This is a genomic window from Mesorhizobium helmanticense (assembly GCF_003034915.1).
GTDB classification, from domain to species: domain Bacteria; phylum Pseudomonadota; class Alphaproteobacteria; order Rhizobiales; family Rhizobiaceae; genus Mesorhizobium; species Mesorhizobium helmanticense.
The window spans coordinates 63830-84257 of record NZ_PZJX01000025.1; the positions used below are offsets into that span (position 1 = coordinate 63830).

Here is a 20428-nt window from a genome sequence, read left to right on the forward strand (position 1 = left end):
ATGACGGACAAGAAGAACAAAAGCCCGCTCGCCGCGGCCTATGCGGCAAAGCGCCCCGAGGACGTGGCGGCCCTCTATGACAGCTGGTCCGACACTTACGACGCCGACATGTCGGCGGCCGGTTATCGCCATCCGACCATCTGCCTTGCCTTGCTGGCCCGCCATCTGCCGCGCGGCGCGGCACCGCTCCTCGATGCCGGGGCCGGCACCGGCCTCATCGGCGAATGGCTTGCCATCACGGGCTACCCACGGGTCGAGGCGCTCGACATCTCCGCCGGCATGCTAGCTCAGGCCTCGCGCAAGGGCGTCTATTCGGCGCTGCATTGCCTGGCGCTCGGCGGGCCGCTGCCTTTCGCCGACGGCGCCTATGCCGGGATCGTATCGGCCGGCGTCTTCACCTCGGGCCATGTCGGTGTCGAGGGGCTGGATGAACTGATCCGCATTTGCCGGCCGGGTGGCATCATCGTGCTGACGGTCAAGAACACGCTGTGGGACGCGGGATTTGCCACGCGGATCGCCGAGCTTGAGGCGAGGGGCGTCATAACGCGCGCCGAGGAAACGCCGCCCTATGTCTCGATGCCGGGTGAGGCGGATACCGTGCCCAGCCGCGGCCTCGTTCTGCGCGTGAGCTGAAGCTACGCTTTGACCCTGTCTCCGGCTGGATCGTAAAGCGACTGAAGGTGAATCCGTGCCGGTGTCCGCTCCATTGCCACCACCAGCTCGTAGTCGCCGGAGGCGAGGAAATCGTCGCTGATGCCGTCGGCATTGCGCACATAGCCATAGCCGATGTTCTTGCCGACCGTGTAGCCATAGCCGCCGCTGGTGAGATAACCCACGGGCTCGCCATTGCGCAGGATTGTCTCGCGTCCGAGCAGCACGGTCTCCGGATTGTCCACCGTGAAGCCGGCAAAGCGTTTTTTCAGCGCCGCGCCGCTGCTCTTTTCAAGCGCCCGCCGGCCGACGAAATCCGTGTTCTTTCGGAGCTTCACCGCCCAGCCAAGGCCCGCTTCCTGAGGCGTGTCGTTGGGTGTGATATCGGCGCCCCAGGCCCGGTAGCCCTTTTCCAGCCGCAATGATTCCAGCGCCCGATAGCCAACCGGACGAATACCGTGCCTTTTGCCAGCCGCCATCAGCGCATCGAAGACCTCGCCCGCCGCCGCGATCGGCACATGCAGCTCCCAGCCGAGTTCGCCGACATAAGTGACGCGCAGCGCCCGGATCGTATTGCCGGCGACTTCAATCTCACGCGCATGGCCGAACGGGAAGCTGGTGTTCGACACGTCCGCCTCGGTCACCGCAGCCAGCACTTCACGGGCGCGCGGCCCCATCAGCGACAGCGTACCGAAGTCCTCGGTGACATCGATCAGCGTAACGTCAAGATCCTTGCCGACATGGTCGCCGATCCAGGAGAAATCATGCGTGCGGAAACCGGTGCCGGTGACGATGTAGAATTTCTCTTCGCCGAGCCGCGCCACCGTCAGGTCGGCCTCGATGCCGCCGCGCGTGTTGAGAAGCTGCGTGTAGGTCAGCCGGCCGACCGGCTTGGCGACGTCGTTGGCGCAGATCCAGTCCAGCGCCTTCTGCGCATCGGCGCCGGACATTTCGTATTTGGCGAAGGACGATTGGTCGAAGATGCCGACGTTTTCGCGCACCTGCCGGTGCTCGTCGCTGACGGCGGAGAACCAGTTCTGCCGGCCCATCGAATAGACATCCTCAGGTTCGACGGCTTCGGGCGCGAACCAGTTCGGCCGCTCCCAGCCGAGCTTCGAGCCGAACACCGCGCGATGCTCTTGCAGCCGCTCATAAAGCGGTGAGACGATGCGCGGCCGTCCCGAAAGATATTCCTCGTGCGGGAAGCCTATCGTGTAGTGCTTGCCATAGGCTTCCAGCGTGCGGTCGCGGACCCATTGCCGGTCGCGGTGCAGGCCCGAAAAACGCCTGATGTCGACCACCCACAGGTCGAGCGGCGCCTCGCCGTCGACCACCCACTGCGCCAGCACCCAGCCGGCGCCGCCGCCGGACGCGATGCCGAAGGCGTTGAAGCCGGCGCCGACGAACATGTTGGCGCATTCGGGTGCGACGCCGAGGATGAAATTGCCGTCAGGCGTGAAGCTCTCCGGCCCATTGATCATCTGCTTGACGCCGGCGTTTTCCAGGGCGGGGATCCGCGCGATCGCCTGGTTCATATGCTGCTCGAAATGATCGTAATCGTCATCGAACAGCCGGAATTCCCAGTCATCAGGCACGTCGCCGCCGGGCAGGCCGGTTGTCCAGACCTGCGGATTGGGCTCATAGCCGCCCATCACCAGCCCGCCGACTTCCTCCTTGAAATAGGTGCGGCGGTCCGGGTCGCGGATGGTCGGCGCATCGGTCGCCAGTCCCTCGATCTTCTCGGTGATGATGTACTGATGTTTCACCGGCTGCAGCGGCACGTTGATGCCGGCCAGCGCCCCAACCTGCCGCGCCCATTGCCCGGCGCAGTTCACCACCTTGTCGCAGGCGATGTCGCCCTCGGCTGTTTTCACCGCGACGATGCGGCCGTCCTTCATCTCGAAGCCGGTGACGCGGACGTTCTCGAACAGCCTGGCGCCATGCATGCGTGCGCCCTTGGCCAGCGACTGGGTGATGTCGGAAGGGCTTGCCTGCCCATCAGTCGGCAACCAGGAGGCGCCGACGAGATCGCCTGTTTCCAGGAGCGGCCACATCGTCTTGACCTCGGCCGGCGACAGCAACTGCATGTCCATGCCGAAGCTTTTTGCCGTCGTCGCCAGCCTCTTATATTCGGTCCAGCGGTCGGCATTGGTCGCCAGCCTGAGGCACCCGGTCATCTTCCAGCCGGTGGCCAGCCCGGTTTCGGCCTCCAGCCCCTTGTAGAGATCGACCGAATATTTGAGCACGCGCGTGATCGAGGCCGACGAGCGCAACTGACCGACCAGTCCGGCGGCGTGCCAGGTCGAGCCGGAGGTCAACTTGCCCTGCTCCAGGAGTACGACATCGGCCTTGTGGTCGCGCGCCAGATGATAGGCCGTCGAACAGCCGATAATGCCGCCGCCGATGACCACGATCTCGGCATGGCTGGGCAAGGTCATGATGTCTGCATCCCGTATTTTGTTCTGTAGTTGTCCAGCGCGGCGTCCAGCCGCGTCAGGTTTTCGTCGGTATAGGCGACGTAGTCGATGCCGGGCGCATCGAGGTAAAGTTCGGAAACCATGCTCCACATCGCCTCGCGCAGCAGCGACGCGCATTGCATGGCCGCGTGCGAGCGGCGGATCGCCTCGTCCGGCTCCTTCATGAAATAGGCGGTGAGGAAGGCGAAGGATTCCTCGTCGCTCATGCTGGCGTTGGAGGCGACGCCGGCAAGGTCGAACATCGCCGTGTTGAAGCCGGCATATTCGAAATCGATCAGCCACAATCTGTGGCCATCGTCGAGGATATTGGCTGGCAGAAGATCATTATGGCCGAAGACGATCGGCAGCAGTTTCTGCGCCCGTTCGAGTTCGTCCGCCAGGGTCAGAAAGCGCGGCAGGTCGTTCAGCTTGCGGCTGCCGCCTTCCTCCAGCGTGCGCGCATAGTCGCGGATGACGTGGAACACCCAGAACATGAAGCCGGCGCCCGAGACATGGTTGGGCATTTCGCGGTGGAAGCTGCGCATCAGGGCGGCGACGCGGCCGATATTGGCCCGCACATCTTCGGCGACATAGGCCTTGGCGCCGAGAAATTCCGTCACCACGATGCCGGGCTCGTCATAGCGTACGGCCGGCCCGAAGCCAGCGGCCTGCGCCGCGCGCGCCGTCATCACCTCGCGCTCGCGAAAGACGTGGTGGAACGGAAAATCCTGGCCGATACGTACGACATGCCGCCCGGCCGCATCCTTGACCACATAGTTGGCGTTGCTCAGGCCGCCCGGCAGTGGCTCAATGTCGATGCTGCCGGTCCAGCAGGGCAGGGCGCGGATGCGGTCTTCGGCAGTCAAGAACTCATCCCTCGTTTGGCGGAGGTTTAACAAGGCCGCGGGTGAGCCGAAGATGGCAGCCGGTCGGAGGGGGGAAGGTGAAAATCTCGTCGGTGCGGGATGCCAGGATTGGTATCCCGCACCGCACCGACGAGCCCCTTTGCCGGGTTCTTTGGCACCGGCGTCCGCCCCCGCGGATTCCCAAAACTCTATTCCCCTGTGCCGAGCGCTTTGCAGGCGTTCGGAAAGGCGAATTCTTGTGCGGCTCAGCCATCGTTCTCCCGCAGCAGTTACGAGCCTGTCACAACGACAATCTCGCGCCATCTGGTCCGGCCTGTCAACAAGAATCTGTGGCTTTTTATGTCTTTTTGCCCGAAGTAGTTCGAAATTCTTGTAAATATGGGCATATTTGCCATAAAAGCAGACAGTATCGCAGCAACGCGAGCGGAAAAGCCTGATGGTTCATTCGAAGCGGCATGGTGAGATCCTGCGTCTCCTGCAGGAGGAGGGCACCGTCACAATCGCCAGCCTGGCCGACCGGCTGGGCGTCTCGCTGGAAACCGTGCGCCGCGACGTCAAGCCGCTCACCAATGACGGCTCCATTCTGAAGATGCACGGCGCGGTAGGCCTGTCGTCCATGGTCGGCGAGGCGCCGTTCGAGCGACGCATGCGCGAAAATGCCGATGCCAAGCGGACGATCGCGCGCATGGTCGCGACGACCATCCGCGACGGCGAATCGGTCATGCTCGACACCGGCACCACGACCTCGTTCCTGGCCCGCGAATTGCTCGGCCATCGGCGGCTGACCGTCGTCACCAACTCCTCCGACATCGCCCGCACACTGGCCACCGTCAACGGTAACAAGGTCTACATGGCCGGTGGCGAGTTGCGCAGCGATTCGGGTGCGGCCTTTGGTGCCTCGGCCATCGAATTCGTCAGCCGCTTTTCCGTCAGCCACGCGGTGATCTCCGCGGGCGCCGTCGATGCCGTCACGGGCGTCATGGATTACGATCTGGAGGAAGCCGAATTCGCCCGCATGGTGCTGTCGCGCGGCCAGCGTTCACTGGTCATCACCGACCACACCAAGTTCGGCCGTCAGGGTCTCGTCCAGGTCTGCGGTTTCGACGGTTTTTCCGAGCTCGCCACCGACCGGCAGCCGCCGCGCGACATCGCCGCGGCCCTCGCCCAGTCCGGCGCGCGGCTGAGCATCGCAGGCGCGGAAACCGGGTCTTAGTCAAAAACCATCGATTGGTGTGCGCATACGCCCGCGAAGGCGCCGCTGGATACGGCGAAGGCGATGTTGTGCATCGATCGTGCCGCGTCTCCGGCGGCATAGACACCGGAAACTGTCGTGCGCTGCCTTTCATCGACGGTGATTACCGGACCGAGAAGACCTTCCGTGAAAGCACAGCCAAGCTGTTCGGCAAGCGGGCTCGCCATGGTGTTGCGTGGCGCGGTGAACATCGCCTTGACGCCGACCTGACGGCTGTCTTCAAGGTGGACGATCAATCCGCCAGCGCCGTCGTTTTGCAGTTCGGCCACGGCGGCCGGCTCAAACCTCACCTTGCGCCTTTCCAATGCGTATGCTTGCTCGGCGTCAGGCTCGAACAGGCCGTTGGCGAACAGCGTGACATCGCCCCAGTCGGCGATCAACTGCGCCTGATGCATGGCCATCGGGCCGGTTGCGAGCACGCCAAGTGGTCCGCCTGCCACCTCGAAGCCATGGCAGTAGGGGCAGTGCAGCACGCTCTTGCCCCATTGCTCGGCAAGCCCGGGAACATCCGGCAGGACATCGCGCACGCCGGTGGCAAGCACCAGTCGGCCCGCGCCGAATGTCTCGCCGCGATCCGTGGTGATCTCGAAGCCGCGGCCGGCGGCAACGGCTTTGTCCGCCAATCCGGCGGTGACCTTGGCCGTCGGATAGGCCAGCAGTTGCTGCCTTGCGTCGTCCAAGATGGCGCCGGGCGTGCGCCCATCCTGCCCCAGGAAGCCGTGCGAATGCTCCGCGAAACGGTTGCGCGGCCGGCCCGCATCGATCACCAGGACATGGCGCCGCGCCCGCGCCGCCTGGATCGCGGCCGACAGGCCGGCAAAGCTGCCGCCGACGACAATCAGATCATACTGCGTGGTTGGCAGATCATACTGCATGGCTGGTCACTCCAATCAGTTCGTAACGGCGACGGAAATCGGCGGCGAGGTCGGCAAGCGTGATGCGGCTGAGCTTTTCCGCCAGCAACCTTTCGGCTTCGATCCGAAAATCATCGAGCGCCGCTATCACCGCTTGTTCGACAAGGCAGCCGGGGCTTTCCGGCTCGTTGCTGAAAGGCAGCAGCGTTTCGCCGAGGGCAGCGCTGATCTCGGCCAGCGAAATCTTCTCGGGCGCACGGCCAAGCTGCCAGCCGCCGCCATGGCCGCGCGCCGAGGTGACGATGCCCGCGTCGCGCAGGCCGGCGATCGTCCGGCGGACGACCACCGGGTTCGTGTGGATGAAGGTGGCGAGTTGCTCGGAGGTCAGCGCGTGCTCCCGCGTCTCGGTCATGTGGACGAGAATATGCAAGGTGGAGGACAGTCTGCTGTTTCGTTTCATGTAACTTACTTAGTTACGAATCTTGTTGTGTCAAGCCTTCGCCGTCCTCCCACTTCCCAGCGTGGCCTTCGCCGTGTTTAGTCCGGCGATGGCCTTCACCATCCGCCAGTTGCAGTTCTTCATCGCCGTTGCCGAGCAAGGCACGGTGTCGGGCGCCGCGCAGAACCTGTCGATCTCGCAATCGTCGGTCACCGAGGCGATCAAGGAGCTGGAAAGCGATCTTGGCGTCGAGCTGTTCGAGCGCCACCCGCGCGGCCTCAACATCACCCACAAGGGCCACCAGTTCCTGCGCCACGCGACCAAGATCCTGGCCGACGTGTCCGATGCGCGCCGCGCCTTCTTCGGCGAGCAGGTCGTGGCCGGCGGCCGCCTGCAGCTCGGTGTCACCTCGCTGGTCGCCGGCTATGTGCTGTCGGACCTTCTCGCCCGCTACCGCCGCGCCTATCCCGGCGTCGAAGTGTCGGCCATCGAAGACAATGGCGACTATCTCGAACACCTGCTGATCGGCGGCAAGCTCGATATCGCCGTCATGGTCACCTCGAACCTGCGCGACCGCACCGCGCTGCAGTCGGAAATCCTCGAAGTCTCGGCCTATCGGTTATGGGTGCCGCTCGGCCACAAGCTGGCCGGCGCCGACATTATCGGCGTCAGTGACATCGCCTCGGAGCCGCTGATCATGCTCACCGTCGACGAGATCGAGGAAAATACCGGAAAATTGCTGGCCGCGATCGGCGCCAAGCCGCATGTCGCTTTCCGCACCCGTTCGGTCGAAGCGGTACGCAGCCTTGTCGCTACCGGCGCCGGCGTCGCGCTGCTGCCCGACCTCGTCTACCGGCCCTGGTCGCTGGAAGGCGACCGCATCGAATCGCGCGATATTTCGGGTTCCTTGCCGGTTGTGCAGGTCGGCATGGTCTGGCGGCGCGGCTCCGGCCTGCCGCAGGCTGCGCGCGACTTCATCGGGCTTGCCCAGTCGCAGCGCATGGTGCGCCGCTGATGCAGCCTACGCCAGGCTGACGTCGTCAGTCTTGCGCTTGCGCCTTGTGACGGAAACCGCCTCCGCCTTGAAAGGCCCGATCGGAGCAACCTCGAAGCGGCCGGTGCCGGCAAGCCTGACGGCGCGGCGGAACGTCGGACACTCCATCGGCCGGGGGGCCGGACATCGGGCGGCGTGACGCAAAGCCTCTCGGATCGCGGTCAGGCGCTGGATGGTGCGGTCCAGTTCGTCCGCCTTGGCGGCCAGGCGCTCTCGATCCATTTGCGGCAGGCCGTCGGGCGTCAGCATCGCGGAAATCTCGTCCAGTGCGAATCCACCGGCGCGTCCAAGCGCGATCAAGGCGAGTCGTTCGAGGACGGCCGGATCGAACAGGCGACGCAGGCCGCGACGGCCGACCGAGGCGATGAGGCCCTTCTCCTCGTAGTAGCGAAGTGTCGAGGCGGGCACGCCGGTGCGGCGCGACACTTCGGCAATGTCCATATCTTTCATGCTTGACCTCAAGTCGACTTGAACTCGTAGAGTGCTCGCGACGATCGGTGGGAGCAACAAAAAAGCGAGGTCCGTTATGCCGAAATCCGCGCAGCCGAACACGCAGCAAGCCGCACTCTGGAACGATGCGAGTGGAAAGGCCTGGGTCGAAATGCAGCCAATTCTCGACGAGATATTGGCGCCGTTCGAGCGGCTGGTAGTCAATGCCGGCTATCCCGGGGAAGGGGGCAATGTCCTGGACATCGGCTGCGGTGCCGGCGCCACAACTCTGGCGATGGCGCGCCGCGTGGGCGACGGACATTGTGTTGGGCTCGACATCTCGCAGCCGCTTGTCGCCTTGGCGACGGAGCGCGCGCGGGTGGAAGGGGTAGCAAACGCAAGCTTTGAAGGGGGCGATGCCCAGGCGTATGCGTTCGAATCCGGGCGCTTCGATGCTGTTGTCTCGCGCTTCGGTGTCATGTTCTTCGACGATCCCGTAGCAGCGTTCGCCAATGTAAGACAGGCCGCAAGGCGCGGCGGCAAGCTCGCCTTTGCCGCCTGGCGCAGTCCGGCCGAGAATGACTTCATGACGACCGCCGCACGAGCGGCTGCGCCTTTCCTGCCGCCCGCACCCGTGCCGGACCCCGATGCGCCGGGGCAGTTTGCCTTTGCCGACGGCGCCAAGGTCAAGCGGATCCTTGAAGCGAGCGGTTGGTCGTCAATCGAAGTCGAACGGGCGGACGTGCCGTGTCGGATCGCCGAAGGCGATCTGATGACGTATGTCACCCGGCTAGGGCCGGTCGGCGCCGCGCTGCGCGAGGTTGACCGGGCAACGGCCGAAAAAATCACTGCGGTGTTGCCCACTGCGTTCGCGCCTTTCGTGAAGCACGGTGAGGCCCACTTCAATGCCGCCTGCTGGCTGGTGACGGCGCTGGCTTGAAAGAGCGTCTAGCTATCGGTAAAACCGATATCGGCCTTCTGATAAATGAATTTGCGAAACCGGGATTTTCGCAGCACTTTTCAGCCAGGGAACCAAAGTCGCCGTCAACAGTGCGGCTTTTCAAAGGGGAGATCGATGATGAATTCATTCCTGAAATCATGCACTGCATTGACGGTAGCACTTGCCTTCTCCGGCCAGGCCGTCGCCCAGGTCAAGGAACTCGGCAAGGGCGAAGGCGAGGTCAATATCGTCGCCTGGCCGGGCTACATCGAGCGCGGCGAGACTGACAAGGGCTATGACTGGGTGACATCCTTCGAGAAGGAAAGCGGCTGCAAGGTCAACGTCAAGACCGCCAATACGTCCGACGAGATGGTCTCGCTGATGAACGAGGGCGGCTTCGACCTTGTCACGGCGTCGGGCGACGCCTCGCTGCGTCTGGTCGCCGGCAAGCGGGTGCAACCGATCAACACCGATCTCGTTCCGAGCTGGAAGACGGTCGACGACCGGCTGAAGGACGCGCCCTGGTTCACGGTCGACGGCGCCCACTACGGGGTTCCGTACCAGTGGGGACCGAACGTGCTGATGTACAACACGGAAGTCTTCAAGGAAGCGCCGAAGAGCTGGAACGTCGTCTTCGAGGAGATGAACCTGCCCGACGGCAAGTCGAACAAGGGCCGCGTCCAGGCCTATGACGGTCCGATCCACATTGCCGACGCCGCCAACTATCTGATGTTCCACAAGCCGGAGCTCGGCATCAAGGATCCCTACGAACTGACCGAGGACCAGTACAAGGCGGCGCTCGATTTGCTGCGCGTCCAGCGCACGCTGGTCGGCCGCTACTGGCATGACGCAGCCATCCAGGTCGACGACTTCCAGAACGAGGGCGTCGTGGCCTCGGGCTCGTGGCCCTATCAGGTCAACACGCTGGTCGCAGCCAAGAAGCCGGTCGCTTCGACCGTTCCCGAGGAAGGCGTCACCGGCTGGGCCGACACCACCATGATGGAGGCGGACGCGGCCCACCCGAACTGCGCCTATATGTGGCTGGAGCATTCGCTCTCGCCGAAGGTGCAGGGCGATGTCTCGGCCTGGTTCGGTTCGCTGCCCGTGGTGCCGGCCGCCTGCAAGGGCAACGAATTGCTCGGCGACGAGGGCTGCAAGACCAATGGCTACGACAATTTCGACAAGATCAAGTTCTGGAAGACGCCGGTGACCAAATGCGCCAGCCAGAACAACCAGTGCGTGCCCTATTACCGCTGGGTGTCGGACTATATCGGCGTCATCGGCGGGCGGTGATTCCGCTTCGCTGAGAGCAATAGCGCTGCCCTCACCCTTACCCTCTCCCCGTGAAGAACGGGGAGAGGGGGTCGCCAGCGTTTCCGCCAAGTCCCTTCTCCCCATCACTATAGCGGAGAAGGTGCCGGAAGGCGGATGAGGGGCAGCGCAGCGCCCGAACTTGACGAGCCTGACAGATCAGGACAACCCATGACATCCGCCGTCTCTTTTCAAAAGGTCTCCCGCCATTTCGGCGCAGTGCGCGCGGTCGACGCGGTCGATCTCGACATCGCGCCGGGCGAATTCTTCGCCATGCTCGGCCCCTCGGGCTCCGGCAAGACGACCTGCCTGCGCCTGATCGCCGGCTTCGAGCAGCCGACAGCGGGCTCGATCTCGATCTTCGGCGAGCGCGCCGAGGGCGTCCCGCCCTATCGCCGCAACGTCAACACCGTGTTCCAGGATTATGCGCTGTTCCCGCATCTCAATGTGCTCGACAACGTCGCCTATGGGCTGATGGTCAAGGGCGTCGGCAAGCCCGAGCGGCGGAAGGCGGCGGAGGAGGCGCTGTCGCTGGTCAGGCTTCCCGGCTATGGCGCGCGTCGACCGGGCCAGCTCTCCGGCGGCCAGCGTCAGCGCGTTGCGCTTGCCCGTGCACTGGTCAACCAGCCCAAGGTGCTTTTGCTCGACGAGCCGCTCGGGGCGCTCGACCTCAAGCTGCGCGAGAACATGCAGGAAGAGCTGAAATCGCTGCAGAAGGCGCTCGGCATCACCTTCGTCTTCGTCACCCATGACCAGGGCGAGGCGCTGTCGATGGCCGACCGCGTCGCCGTCTTCAATGAAGGCAGGATCATGCAGATCGGCACGCCGGAAGACATCTACCAGCGCCCGAAGACCCGCTTCGTCGCCGATTTCGTCGGCTCCTCCAATGTCTTGCCGCCGGATTTCGTCCAGCGTTATTCCGGCCAGCGCCGCTGGGGCAGCCTGCGCCCCGAATCCATCCGTATCGGCCGCGCTGCGAAAGGCGACGGCGTCGCTGCGCGCCTGGTCTCGACCAACTATCTCGGCGCCACGACAAGACTGGCGCTCGACGCCGATGGGCTGAGGCTGCACGCCATCGTGCCGGCTGGTGCGAAATTGCCCAGGGAAGGCGAGACGGTCGTGCTCACCTTCAACCGCGAGCATTTGCATCTGATGGATGAGCCGTCATGATGGCGCTCAAGGCAGTCGTGGGCAATAGGTCAGACGAAGCGCTCTACGGCGCCCCCCTCTGTCCTGCCGGACATCTCCCCCACAAGGAGGGAGATCGGATGTCACGCCGGCTTTCGCCAATCACCAAAGTTGAAGGAAGGGCGGCGGCGCCGAAGCTGCCAATCTCCCCCCTCGTGGGGGAGATGTCCGGCAGGACAGAGGGGAGCGCGAAGGATCGCGGCCTCTCGATAATACCATGACTCTGACCGCGACCCAGGCAAATCCCGCCCCTGCCATCCTGCCGGGCAATGGCGGCATGCGCGGCGCGTTGTCGGATCTTTTCTGGCGCCGGCCGCAATTCCTGTTGTTGCTCATGCTGTTGCCGCCGGTTCTGTGGCTTGGCATCGTCTACATCGGTTCACTCTTCGCCCTGCTCTTGCAAAGCTTCTTTTCGATCGACGAGTTCTCCGGCCTCATCAACCGACAGTTCACGTTGAAGACCTACGGCGATTTGTTGCAGGCAGCCAATCTCGACATCATCCTGCGCACGGTGACGATGGCGGCCCTGGTCACGCTGGCCTCGGCGATCATCGCCTTCCCCATCGCCTATTACGCGGCGCGCTATGCGCGCGGCCGCTGGAAGGCGCTGTTCTATCTCGGCGCCATGCTGCCGCTGTGGTCGAGCTACCTGGTCAAAATCTACGCCTGGAAGCTGATCCTCGCCAAGGAAGGCATCCTCACCTGGCTGCTCGCCAAATTGCACCTGTTGTGGCTGCTCGATGGCTGGCTGTCGCTGCCTGTGGTCGGTGGCAACTCGCTGTCGGTGTCCTCCACCGGCACCTTCATCGTCTTCGTCTATGTCTGGCTGCCCTTCATGATCCTCCCCGTGCAGGCCGCCCTCGAGCGCGTGCCCGGCAATCTGGTCGAGGCGTCGTCCGATCTCGGCGCTTCGCCTGGCCAGACCTTCCGCAACGTGCTGTTCCCGCTGGCACTGCCCGGCATCGTCGCCGGCTCGATCTTCACCTTCTCGCTGACGCTTGGCGATTACATCATCCCGCAGATCATCGGCACCTCGCGGCTGTTCATCGGCCAGGCCGTCTATTCGCAGCAGGGCACCGCCGGCAACATCCCGCTCGCCGCCGCCTTCACCGTGGTGCCCATCGTCATCATGGGCTTCTACCTCTGGGGCGCCAAGCGCATGGGAGCCTTCGATGCGCTCTGACCGCGGCCAATCCGCTCCGCTCGGTCTGAAGATCGCCGCCACCATCGGCCTGCTTTTCCTGCATTTGCCCATCCTGCTGATCTTCGTCTATGCCTTTACCACCGAGGAGAAGAGCTTCGTCTGGCCGCCGCCCGGGCTGACCACGCAATGGTTCGCCGTCACCTGGAACCGGCCGGATGTCTGGCAGGCGTTGTCGCTGTCGGTCAGGGTCGCCGCCATCTCGACGGCGATTGCCCTGGTGCTGGGCACGCTTTGCGCCGCAGCCGTATCGCGAACAAAATTCTTCGGCCGCGAAACCATTTCGTTGCTGGTCATCCTGCCGATCGCACTGCCCGGCATCATCACCGGCATCGCGCTGCGTTCGGCCTTTTCGCTGGCCGAGATTCCGTTCTCCTTCTGGACGATCGTGCTCGGCCACGCCACTTTCTGCGTGGTCGTCGTCTACAACAACGCAGTCGCCCGCTTCCGCCGCACCTCAGGCTCGATGATCGAGGCCTCGATGGATCTCGGCGCCGACGGCTTCCAGACTTTTCGACATGTCGTGCTGCCCAACATCGCCACGGCGCTCCTTGCCGGCGGCATGCTCGCCTTCGCTTTGTCCTTCGATGAGGTCATCGTCACCACCTTCACCGCCGGCCAGCAGCAGACCGTGCCGATCTGGATGCTGGAGGAACTGATCCGGCCGCGCCAACGCCCGGTCACAAATGTCGTCGCCATGGTGGTGGTGCTGGTGACGCTGCTGCCCATCCTTCTTGCCTATTACCTGACCCGCGACGGCGACCAGATTGCCGGTTCGGGCAAATAACCCAAGCAGTGAACAAGAGAGTTCATAGGGGAGAGACGTCCATGGACACGAAGATGCTGATCGGCTCGAAATTCGAGAACGGCACCGAAACCGAGGAGCCGATTCTCAATCCGAAGACCGGGGCGACCATTCTCAACCTGCCGGAGGCCAGCCAGGCGCAGATCGAGGCGGCGGTGCTGGCGGCGGAAAAGGCGTTTGCTACCTGGTCGCGCACCACGCCGGCGCAGCGTTCGGGCTATCTCCTCAAGATCGCCGATCGCATTGAGGCCGCGGCCCCGGAATTCGCGGCACTCGAGGCGCTGAACTGCGGCAAGCCGATCAATGCCGTGCTCAATGACGAGATCCCGGCCATCGTCGATTGCTATCGCTTCTTTGCCGGCGCCGTCCGCTCGATGCCCGGTGTGGTCGCCGGCGAATATCTGCCCGGCCACACCTCGATGGTGCGGCGCGATCCGATCGGCATCGTCGCCTCGATCGCGCCCTGGAACTATCCGCTGATGATGATGGCATGGAAGCTGGCGCCGGCGATCGGCGGCGGCAACACCGTCGTCTTCAAGCCGTCCGAACAGACGCCGCTGACAGCGCTGAAGCTGGCGAAGATCCTGGCCGACATCCTGCCCGAGGGCGTCGTCAATGTCGTGCTCGGCCGTGGCGACAGCGTCGGCAACGCGCTGATCAACCACGCCAAGGTCAACATGATCTCGATCACCGGCGACGTTGCCACCGGCAAGAAAGTGCTGCAGGCGGCGGCCAAGTCGGTCAAGCGAACGCATCTGGAGCTTGGCGGCAAGGCGCCGGTCATCGTCTTCGACGACGCCGATCTCGGCGCGGTGGTAAACGGCCTGCGCGCCTTCGGCTTCTACAATGCCGGCCAGGACTGCACGGCCGCGTGCCGCATCTATGCCGGCAAGAAGATCTACGACAGACTGGTCGCCGACCTCTCCTCGGCTGTCTCGACCATCAAATACAACCGTCCCGACGACACCGAAAACGAGATCGGGCCGCTGATCTCCCGCCGCCAGCGCGACCGTGTGTCAAGCTTCGTCGAGCGCGCCTCGGAACTGAAGCACATCGAGATCACCACCGGCGGCAAGCCGGGCGAGGGCTCCGGTTTCTTCTACCAGCCGACGGTGGTCGCCGGCGCGTTGCAGGAAGACGAGATCGTGCGCCGCGAAGTGTTCGGGCCGGTCGTCTCGGTCACCCGCTTCTCGGAAGTCGACGAAGCCGTGAACTGGGCCAATGACAGCGACTACGGCCTAGCCTCATCGGTCTGGACGAAGGACGTCTCGCGCGCCATGGCAACCGCCGCGCGCCTGCAATATGGCTGCACCTGGATCAACACCCATTTCATGCTGACCAACGAGATGCCGCATGGCGGGCTGAAACAATCCGGCTACGGCAAGGACATGTCGCTCTACGCGCTCGAGGACTACACCGCCGTGCGGCATGTCATGGTGGCGCACGGGTAGACCAGCGCGTTTCCTTCTCCCCCTGTGGGACAAGGTGGATTGTCGCGAAGCGACAAGACGGATGAGGGGTGTTCCAGCTTGGCGCTAGCTTACCCCTCACCCGGATTGCCAACCGATTTGTGAAGGACAAATCGGGGCAATCCGACCTCTCCCACAAGGGGAGAGGTAAGACCGCTGCGCTAGCCGCTACTCCACAATGCGATAGATGTTCCACAGGCTGGTGCCCGACACGACATAGGGCTCCATCTCCTTGCCCCATTTGGCGTGGGCCTCGATCTTGCTGATCTTGGCGAAAAACTCCTCCAGCTTCGCCAGGCTTTCAACCTGATGATGCGACTCGACCGTCGCCTCCCGCGCGCCGATCGATCCGGTCATGATCTGGAACTCCAGATCGGCGATGCCGACTTGCGAGCCGATCTCGCGCTCCCATTTTTTCAACAGTTCGAGCACGGTCTGCTTGTGTCCGAACTTGGCGTCGATCTGCCATCTGGCGCTAAACATCTTCCACTCTCCTCCAAAGATTGCGGCCGAGGCCGCGGTTGCTCCATCAGCGGTTGACTACTCGTCCCAGGCCTGCACGACGGTCTGCCGCGCGATCCGACCGTTCTTCAGTTCCAGCATTGCCGCGCAGAACACCTTGGTGCCGTCCGGATAGGCGCAGGCCTGGGTGAAGGCCAGGCTGTCGCCGTTGGCGATGGTGGTGTCGACCTTGTGGGTCATCGCCCGGCTGCAGATGTCATCCCAGAACGTGCTGATCGCCGCGCGCCCGCGGATTTCGCGCGGCTTGCTCGGCGGATTGTTGCGGTCGATCACCCGCACCAGCGCGTCGTCGGCATAGAAGCTCGCCAGCATCTTTCCATCACGGCCTTCGATCGCTTTCTTGATCGCCGCTCCGTCCACGGCTTGAGTCTTGGTCAGCATTTTCTCCTCCATGTGCCCGCCTTCGGGCGATTGATGATCAAAGCGCCGCCCGGCGCTCATCGCCAGGCGGGATCGTTTCACTGCGACTTGGCCTTGACGGCCGCGAACACCTCATCGGCCTGCTGCTTGAAAGTGGCGGGATCGACCTGGCTGCCGTTGAGCATTGTCGACCAGTGGCGGTTTCGAGACTGGGCAGGTGATGGGTATCGACACGATCGGAAAGGCCGGTGCCGCGCTTGTCGAACAGGATCAGCCGCGAGAAAGCCGAAAGCCGCTTCAGCAGCCGGCTGTAGCCCTCGTCTTCCCACTGCAGGTTGAGATTGGAGATGAAGCCCGGCACGAAAACGAGATCGAACAACCCCTGGCCGACCACCTGATAGGCGATCCGCACATCACCGCTACGGGCATATCTGGTCTCGATCGGCCTCACGCAACCACCCCGCCCGGCCAGACGATTTCCTGTCGTCAACCATAGCAGAGCCAAGCCGTTTGCGGCAGACAAACTTTAGCGGGCTGGAATATAAGACCTCTGGCGGCCGGAAGGGTGCGCCAAGGCTATTTCAGTGGGCCGCGCTCTCGGCCTGGGTAGTCTGGCTGTAACCAAGGCTCATGTCGGCCTGTTCGGGCGACTTTGGCCGCTTGATCCTGGCCGAAGCGGCCACCACGAGCTCGTCGAAATTCTCGGTGCCGCTGTCCAGCATCTCGAAGAACTGCCGCCGCATCCTCGGCTCCCAGAACTTGTTGATGTGCTCGGCGACGCCGGCAATGCCTTCCTCGCGCGATTTGGAATGGAAGAAGGCCGCGATCTGGTTGGCCATGCGCACCAGCTTTTCCCTGGTGCTGGTGATGTGGTCTTCGTCATGCGACATGCTTGGCAACTCCGCAAACCACCCGTTCGGGGTGGGTGAAAATATCGAAATCATCGCCGCGCACCAGCGCCACCAGCGTCATCCCGGCGGCCTCGGCGGTGCGGATGGCAAGGGCGGTCGGCGCCGAAACGGCGATGATGATGGCCGCGCCGATGGCCGCCGTCTTCTGCACCATCTCCACCGAAACGCGCGACGTCACCACAACGGCGCCAGATGCGCCGTCAATGCCGGCCTTGGCCAGCGCACCGGCCAGCTTGTCCAGCGCATTGTGGCGGCCGACATCCTCGCGCGCCATGACGATGCCCTTGCCGGGTACGTAGAAGCCGGCGGCATGCACGGCTCCCGTTTCCGTGTGCAGCGGCTGCACTTTCGACAAAAGCTTGACCGAGCGGGTGATGTCTTGGGCATCAAGCGTAAGTTTCGACGAACCGACCATGTCGACCGAGCGCATCGCTTCCTCGATCGATTCGATGCCGCAAAGCCCACATCCCACGGGGCCGGCTAGCCGCCTGCGCCGCGCCTCGAAGCGCGTATTGGCCTGATCCCTGAGCCGTATCTGGATATCGATGCCGGCGCCGAGATTCTCGACTTCGATCGCCTCGATCTCCTCCGGCGCAGCGATAATGCCTTCGGTCAGCGAGAAGCCGAGCGCGAAATCCTCGAAATCGGCGGGACTCGCCATCATCACCGCATGCGTGGTGCCGGCAAAGGAGAACGCCACCGGCGTCTCCTCCGGCACCATGCGATTCGCCGCCACCGTGCCGCTGGCGCGGTGCGCCAGCCGCGATATCTGCGTCGTTGCTTTGCGGCGCGCGGCCAAGACTATTCCGCCGCTTCCAGCGGGGCGATGCGCCGGCTCTGGCGGGCCTGCTCGTTATAGTCCCTCTGCCAGTCGGTCGGACCGTTGGACGGCGTCACCTGCACCGCGGTGACCTTGTATTCCGGACAGTTGGTCGCCCAGTCCGAGAAGTCGGTGGTGATCACGTTGGCCTGGGTGTCAGGGTGATGGAACGTCGTATAGACGACGCCCGGCGACACCCGGTCGGTGATCAGCGCGCGCAGCGTCGTCTCGCCGGAACGGCTCGCCAGCCGCACCCAGTCGCCTTCGCGGATGCCGCGGTTCTCGGCATCGTGCGGATGGATCTCCAGCCGGTCCTCGGCATGCCACATCACATTCTCGGTGCGCCTCGTCTGCGCGCCGACATTGTACTGCGACAGAATCCGGCCGGTGGTGAGCAGCAGCGGGAAGCGCGGTCCTGTCCTTTCGTCCGTCGCCACATATTCGGTGCGGATGAACTTGCCCTTGCCGCGCACGAAACCATCGACATGCATGATCGGCGTGCCAAGGGGCGCCTTTTCGTTGCAGGGCCATTGCACCGATCCGACACGGTCGAGCAGCTCGAAGGAGACGTTGGCGAAGCTCGGCGTCGTCTTGGCGATCTCGTCCATGATCTCGGAAGGATGCTGGTAGTTCCAGTCCAGACCGATCGCGCGGGCAAGCTCCTGCGTCGCCTCCCAGTCGGCGTAGCGCGCCTTCGGCTCCAGAACCTTGCGCACCATGTTGATGCGGCGCTCGGCATTGGTGAAGGTGCCGTCCTTCTCGAGGAAGGTCGAGCCCGGCAGGAACACATGCGCATAGTTCGCGGTCTCGTTGAGGAAGAGATCGTGCACGACCACGCATTCCATCGCCGCAAGGCCGCCCGCGACATGCTTGGTATCAGGGTCGGACTGCAGAATGTCCTCGCCCTGGATGTAGATGCCCTTGAATGTACCGTCGACGGCGGCGTCCAGCATGTTGGGGATGCGCAGGCCGGGCTCGTCGTCGAGCTTCACGCCCCACAGGCTCTCATAGATGTCGCGCACGGCTTCACCGGAGATGTGGCGATAGCCCGGCAACTCATGCGGGAAGGAGCCCATGTCGCATGAGCCCTGCACGTTGTTCTGGCCGCGCAGCGGGTTCACGCCGACGCCTGGCCGGCCGATGTTGCCGGTGGCCATGGCGAGGTTGGCGATCGCCATCACCGTGGTCGAACCCTGGCTGTGTTCCGTGACGCCGAGGCCGTAATAGATCGCGCCATTGCCGCCGGTGGCGTAGAGACGCGCGGCACCCCGGATCAGCTCGGGGTCGACGCCGGACAGCTTGCCGACGGTTTCGGGGCTGTTTTCCGGCAAGGCGACGAAAGAGGCCCAGTCCTGGAACTCCGCCCAGTCGCAGCGCTCGCGGATGAAAGCCTCATTGAAAAGACCTTCGGTGACAACGACATGCGCCAGCGCCGTCAGCACAGCCACATTGGTGCCGGGCTTCAGCGGCAGATGATAGTCCGCTTCGACATGCGCCGACTTGACCATCTCGGTGCGGCGCGGATCGAGCACGATCAGCTTTGCGCCCTGGCGCAACCGCTTCTTCAGCCGCGAGGCAAACACCGGATGGGCCGAAACCGGATTGGCGCCGATGACCACGGCGACGTCGGTGAATTCGACGGAATCGAAATCCTGCGTGCCGGCCGAGGTGCCATAGGTCTGACCGAGCCCATAGCCGGTCGGCGAATGGCAGACGCGCGCGCAAGTGTCGACATTGTTGTTGCGGAAGCCCTGCCGCACCAGCTTCTGCACGAGATAGGTCTCCTCGTTCGTGCAGCGCGAGGAGGTGATGCCGCCGATTGCCGTGCGTCCGTACTGATACTGGATACGGCGGAATTCCTTGGCGGTATGGGCGATCGCCTCTTCCCAGCTTACCTCCCGCCAGGGATCGCTGATCTTTTCGCGGATCATCGGCGACAGGATGCGGTCCTTGTGGGTGGCGTAGCCGTAGGCGAAACGACCCTTCACGCAGGAATGGCCATGGTTGGCCTTGCCCTCCTTGTAGGGCAGCATGCGGATGACCTCGTCGTCCTTCACCTCGGCCTTGAACGAGCAGCCGACGCCGCAATAGGCGCAGGTGGTGACGGCCGAGCGCTCCGGCAGGCCCTTCTCAAGCACCGTTTTCTCGCGCAGCGCATCGGTCGGGCAGGCCTGCACGCAGGCGCCGCAAGACACGCATTCGGAAGTGATGAAATCCTCGTGCATGCCAGCGACCATGCGCGATTCGAAACCGCGACCCTCGATGGTCAGCGCGAAGGTGCCCTGCACCTCCTCGCAGGCCCGCACGCAACGCGAGCAGACGATGCATTGCGCCGGATCATAGGCGAAATAGGGGTTGGATTCGTCACGCGCGATGTAGTCGACCGCCAACGAGCCGTGGCCGGGCGCGACCCCATTCTCCTGCTTGACGTGGTTGCGGCCTTCGACGCCGTAGCGGTTCTCGCTGAGGCCGACCGACTTCGCGACCGCGTCGAATTCGCTGGCGCCGGTTCCGGCCTTTTCGTTCCAGCCAGTCGGATGGTCGGAGACATAGAGTTCCATGACGCCGCGGCGAATGGCGTCGAGCCGCTCGGACTGCGTGTTGACCACCATGCCTTCGCCGACCGGCGTCGTGCAGGACGCCGGCGTGCCGCCGCGTCCTTCGATCTCGACCAGGCAGACGCGGCACGAACCGAACGAATCCAGCATGTCAGTGGCGCAGAGCTTCGGGATTTCGACCCCACCCTCCATCGCCGCACGCATGATCGACGTGCCTTCCGGCACGGTGATGCTGCGGCCGTCGACGGTCAGCGTGACCTGCTTTTCCGCATTGGATTGCGGAGTTCCGAAGTCGATCTCTTCGATGAGTGACGGGAAGTCGGCCTTGATGTTCATCTGCCA

Annotated in this window: 20 protein-coding genes; 9 read left to right on the forward strand and 11 right to left on the reverse strand. The window is 63.8% G+C overall.

Annotated elements, in window-relative coordinates:
* A complete protein-coding gene (locus C9427_RS11610) occupies positions 1–633 on the forward strand; it encodes a class I SAM-dependent DNA methyltransferase (protein WP_107649464.1) in 633 nt (210 codons plus the stop codon).
* 2 nt (positions 634–635) lie between these two features.
* Here the strand turns inward: C9427_RS11610 and C9427_RS11615 are convergent, their stop codons facing one another.
* Positions 636–3089, reverse strand: coding sequence for a GcvT family protein (locus tag C9427_RS11615; protein WP_107649322.1), 2454 nt, complete (start codon positions 3087–3089; stop codon positions 636–638).
* Positions 3086–3973, reverse strand: a complete 888-nt coding sequence (locus C9427_RS11620; RefSeq protein ID WP_107649323.1) for a phosphotransferase family protein — start codon at positions 3971–3973, stop codon at positions 3086–3088. Before C9427_RS11620 ends, C9427_RS11615 begins: the two co-directional genes overlap by 4 nt.
* A 436-nt stretch (positions 3974–4409) precedes the next feature.
* Here C9427_RS11620 and C9427_RS11625 point away from each other — a divergent pair, with 436 nt between their 5' ends.
* Positions 4410–5186, forward strand: a complete 777-nt coding sequence (locus tag C9427_RS11625) for a DeoR/GlpR family DNA-binding transcription regulator (RefSeq protein WP_107649324.1) — start codon at positions 4410–4412, stop codon at positions 5184–5186.
* Here C9427_RS11625 and C9427_RS11630 read toward each other — a convergent pair.
* Together C9427_RS11630 and C9427_RS11635 are read right to left on the reverse strand one after the other, a co-directional pair.
* Positions 5183–6100, reverse strand: coding sequence for an NAD(P)/FAD-dependent oxidoreductase (locus tag C9427_RS11630; RefSeq protein WP_107649325.1), 918 nt, complete (start codon positions 6098–6100; stop codon positions 5183–5185). The two genes, C9427_RS11625 and C9427_RS11630, sit on opposite strands and share 4 nt — an antisense overlap.
* Positions 6090–6539, reverse strand: coding sequence for an RrF2 family transcriptional regulator (locus C9427_RS11635; RefSeq protein ID WP_107649326.1), 450 nt, complete (start codon positions 6537–6539; stop codon positions 6090–6092). Before C9427_RS11635 ends, C9427_RS11630 begins: the two co-directional genes overlap by 11 nt.
* 88 nt (positions 6540–6627) lie before the next feature.
* Between C9427_RS11635 and C9427_RS11640 the strand changes: the two genes are divergently transcribed.
* Positions 6628–7533, forward strand: a complete 906-nt coding sequence (locus C9427_RS11640) for a LysR family transcriptional regulator (RefSeq protein ID WP_107649327.1) — start codon at positions 6628–6630, stop codon at positions 7531–7533.
* A gap of 6 nt (positions 7534–7539) precedes the next feature.
* On the opposite strand, the gene C9427_RS11645 is transcribed toward C9427_RS11640, so the two are convergent.
* Positions 7540–8022 (reverse strand): helix-turn-helix domain-containing protein, encoded by a 483-nt coding sequence (locus C9427_RS11645; protein ID WP_107649328.1) that lies wholly within the window; start codon positions 8020–8022, stop codon positions 7540–7542.
* 31 nt (positions 8023–8053) lie between these two features.
* Here C9427_RS11645 and C9427_RS11650 point away from each other — a divergent pair, with 31 nt between their 5' ends.
* The 6 genes from C9427_RS11650 (at position 8054) to C9427_RS11680 (ending at position 14897) form a co-directional block, all read left to right on the forward strand.
* The gene (locus tag C9427_RS11650; RefSeq protein WP_245437059.1) at positions 8054–8941 is read left to right on the forward strand and encodes a class I SAM-dependent methyltransferase; all 888 of its coding nucleotides are present in this window, start codon (positions 8054–8056) and stop codon (positions 8939–8941) included.
* 138 nt (positions 8942–9079) lie between these two features.
* The gene (locus tag C9427_RS11655; protein ID WP_107649465.1) at positions 9080–10234 is read left to right on the forward strand and encodes an ABC transporter substrate-binding protein; all 1155 of its coding nucleotides are present in this window, start codon (positions 9080–9082) and stop codon (positions 10232–10234) included.
* A 189-nt stretch (positions 10235–10423) separates the two neighbouring features.
* Positions 10424–11422, forward strand: a complete 999-nt coding sequence (locus C9427_RS11660; RefSeq protein WP_107649330.1) for an ABC transporter ATP-binding protein — start codon at positions 10424–10426, stop codon at positions 11420–11422.
* Positions 11423–11657: 235 nt separating this feature from the next.
* Complete coding sequence (locus C9427_RS11670; protein ID WP_107649331.1) at positions 11658–12623, forward strand: ABC transporter permease; 966 nt, start codon at positions 11658–11660, stop codon at positions 12621–12623.
* Positions 12613–13428 (forward strand): ABC transporter permease, encoded by an 816-nt coding sequence (locus tag C9427_RS11675; protein ID WP_107649332.1) that lies wholly within the window; start codon positions 12613–12615, stop codon positions 13426–13428. The genes C9427_RS11670 and C9427_RS11675 overlap by 11 nt, the downstream gene beginning before the upstream one ends.
* A gap of 41 nt (positions 13429–13469) precedes the next feature.
* The gene (locus C9427_RS11680; protein WP_107649333.1) at positions 13470–14897 is read left to right on the forward strand and encodes a gamma-aminobutyraldehyde dehydrogenase; all 1428 of its coding nucleotides are present in this window, start codon (positions 13470–13472) and stop codon (positions 14895–14897) included.
* 186 nt (positions 14898–15083) lie between these two features.
* Here the strand turns inward: C9427_RS11680 and C9427_RS11685 are convergent, their stop codons facing one another.
* From C9427_RS11685 to fdhF, 6 genes are all read right to left on the reverse strand, one after another.
* Positions 15084–15398, reverse strand: a complete 315-nt coding sequence (locus C9427_RS11685; RefSeq protein ID WP_107649334.1) for a hypothetical protein — start codon at positions 15396–15398, stop codon at positions 15084–15086.
* A gap of 57 nt (positions 15399–15455) precedes the next feature.
* Positions 15456–15878 (reverse strand): nuclear transport factor 2 family protein, encoded by a 423-nt coding sequence (locus C9427_RS11690; protein ID WP_245437060.1) that lies wholly within the window; start codon positions 15876–15878, stop codon positions 15456–15458.
* The gene (locus C9427_RS34765) at positions 15856–16248 is read right to left on the reverse strand and encodes an alpha/beta fold hydrolase (RefSeq protein WP_245437061.1); all 393 of its coding nucleotides are present in this window, start codon (positions 16246–16248) and stop codon (positions 15856–15858) included. Before C9427_RS34765 ends, C9427_RS11690 begins: the two co-directional genes overlap by 23 nt.
* A gap of 130 nt (positions 16249–16378) precedes the next feature.
* Positions 16379–16687 carry a formate dehydrogenase subunit delta gene (locus tag C9427_RS11705; protein ID WP_107649335.1) on the reverse strand — a complete coding sequence of 103 codons (309 nt, stop codon included), beginning with the start codon at positions 16685–16687 and terminating at the stop codon, positions 16379–16381.
* Positions 16677–17507 carry a formate dehydrogenase accessory sulfurtransferase FdhD gene (fdhD, locus tag C9427_RS11710; RefSeq protein WP_107649336.1) on the reverse strand — a complete coding sequence of 277 codons (831 nt, stop codon included), beginning with the start codon at positions 17505–17507 and terminating at the stop codon, positions 16677–16679. The genes C9427_RS11705 and fdhD overlap by 11 nt, the downstream gene beginning before the upstream one ends.
* 2 nt (positions 17508–17509) lie before the next feature.
* Entirely contained in the window at positions 17510–20422 is a 2913-nt protein-coding gene (fdhF, locus tag C9427_RS11715) for a formate dehydrogenase subunit alpha (protein WP_107649337.1), read from the reverse strand.
* Positions 20423–20428 lie beyond the last annotated feature (6 nt).